The sequence below is a fragment of the Pseudomonas sp. SWRI179 genome, from assembly GCF_014268705.1.
Lineage (GTDB): Bacteria > Pseudomonadota > Gammaproteobacteria > Pseudomonadales > Pseudomonadaceae > Aquipseudomonas > Aquipseudomonas zanjanensis.
The window spans coordinates 1-1,918 of sequence record NZ_JABWRA010000116.1; the positions used below are offsets into that span (position 1 = coordinate 1).

Genomic DNA, 1,918 nt, shown 5'->3' on the forward strand with positions numbered 1-1,918 from the left:
CTAAATGATCAAAGAAACCCCCAACCCTCCCAAACCCGCCGCCACCTTCCCCTACGGCGACTACGCCCCCGAAAAGCTGAAAGAAGCTGCCGACCGCGCGATGGACCATTACCTCAAGCCCGACAACAGCGAACCAGAACCCAAACCCTCAGTGCAGTTGTTCACCGTATCGGACAACGTTGACACCGAAACCCTGCTAGCCAACCTCAACGAGACCCTGGCCTCGGCCAATGCGGTGCTTAGCGACCTCCTGTTTGACTTGGACGGTTCGCGTCGACATGTCGCGTTGGGCGTGGCGCAGATGATCGAGCTGGGGACATTGCTGGCGAACAAGGCCTTGGACCGGGTTGAGCTTCGGACTTGATGCGATAAGTGCCGGCCTCATCGTCGGATCGCCGCCCGGAGCAAGCTCCCACAGTGGTTTCGTGTCGTTGACAAATAGGCCAATCGACACCAAACCCTGTGGCGAGGGAGCAAACTCCCTCGCCACAGTGATTCACACAAGCCTTGAGTAACAGCATGCGCGGCTGGCATGGATTGGAAAACTACTGATGACGGTTTTCGAGGCGGCAAACCTCTTTTTCTATGCCAATGCATTCGACCGGTTCGCTCACGCCTTTCTCAAAACGACGTGCATTCATCAACAGGCCTCCCTTGATACCGCCGATGAATGCGAAGGCACCTTCACTTGCGCCGGTGTTACGCCCTGATAGATCCACGGCCACGCTGTTAGGTCTGACTTCATATACCCAGCCGCCGTTTTGCGCTTGGGCGATGGCCCAGATCTTGGCATCGGTATAGTCGCGAAACGCCACAACGGCCGAGTTGGTAAAAGCGCGCGACTCTGGATCACTCGCCAATCTCAAGTTCGGTACCTGCGAGTTCCAGGCCCGTAGCCCTTGGGCAAGTGCAGCCGCCCCCTGTACAGAGTTGATTAGTGGAGAGCCGACTGCCCAGAGCGATTGCTTACTCGTTACCCATGCTAGACCTTCCGGGGGCGTGATCCGGCTCCAATCGATGCTCACCGCCGCGACCTCCAATGGGCTTTCATGGCCCGTCGGTTCGCGGTAGTTCGGGTTGGGCTCACAATCGGCAAGGTTGTCTTTCTTGCATGCTTGCCTGATGAACTCGCGCTTGACTCCCCCCGGAAAACTGATTTCCTGCTCGCTGACAGCTCCCCCAGATGCATCCTGGTCAATACCATGAGGGGCTTTGATCTCATAGACCCATTCCTTGGCGAAGCGCTGGGCGAGACCCTGATCGCGGGTTGTGCTGCTGTAGACCGATTTCGCTGCCCCAGCACCGTGGCTCCACCAGTCATACATCCATTCGGGTACTGGAAAGCCTACGGCTTTGGGTAAGATCCCGTTCTGGAAGGCGTCGAGTCCCTGACCCGTGGTGTCCCCTCGATAAAGCGTGTCCATATCGGTGCGCCAATGCAAAGATGGCTTGGTATCGCGGATCGACACGTCAGTATCCGCCGTGACCTGAAGCCAGGCGGTATACCATGGCTCCTCTTTTCCATCGGCTCCCCACGCGTCGGCGCCCGGTTGCCACATACCTGCAAGCACCACCGCCGCGACAGCTGTGGCCTGTATGAAACTGTTATTGATTGTCATGATTCGATGCCTTATCAGGAACGGTGAAGCCCTGTCGAATCACATACGTCATGACAGCCTATGCTTCGACGTGACACGTCTCACTTTGGGGTCTGCGGGGCAGAGCGAGCCGAGCCACCGCATCAGTTATGAGGGTAGATCAAGGCGGGGGGAGGGGTTGGCGTTGCGGTGCGTGGACTTGTAACAAAAAGGCTGGTTGACACAGTTCCCTGTGGCGAGGGAGCTTGCTCCCGCTGGGACGGTCCGACGCCTCGGGTGAAGCGGCCCCAAAGCAGGCAACTCAATTTGCCCGAGGCACC

2 protein-coding genes are annotated in these 1,918 nt (G+C 58.0%); one reads left to right on the forward strand and one right to left on the reverse strand.

Annotated elements, in window-relative coordinates; translation table 11 throughout:
* Positions 1 to 4: 4 nt before the first annotated feature.
* Positions 5 to 364 carry a DUF6124 family protein gene (locus HU767_RS28465; RefSeq protein ID WP_186731106.1) on the forward strand — a complete coding sequence of 120 codons (360 nt, stop codon included), beginning with the start codon at positions 5 to 7 and terminating at the stop codon, positions 362 to 364.
* A gap of 181 nt (positions 365 to 545) precedes the next feature.
* Here HU767_RS28465 and HU767_RS28470 read toward each other — a convergent pair whose 3' ends face one another.
* Entirely contained in the window at positions 546 to 1,619 is a 1,074-nt protein-coding gene (locus tag HU767_RS28470) for a hypothetical protein (RefSeq protein ID WP_186731105.1), read from the reverse strand.
* Between the last annotated feature and the right edge of the window lie 299 nt (positions 1,620 to 1,918).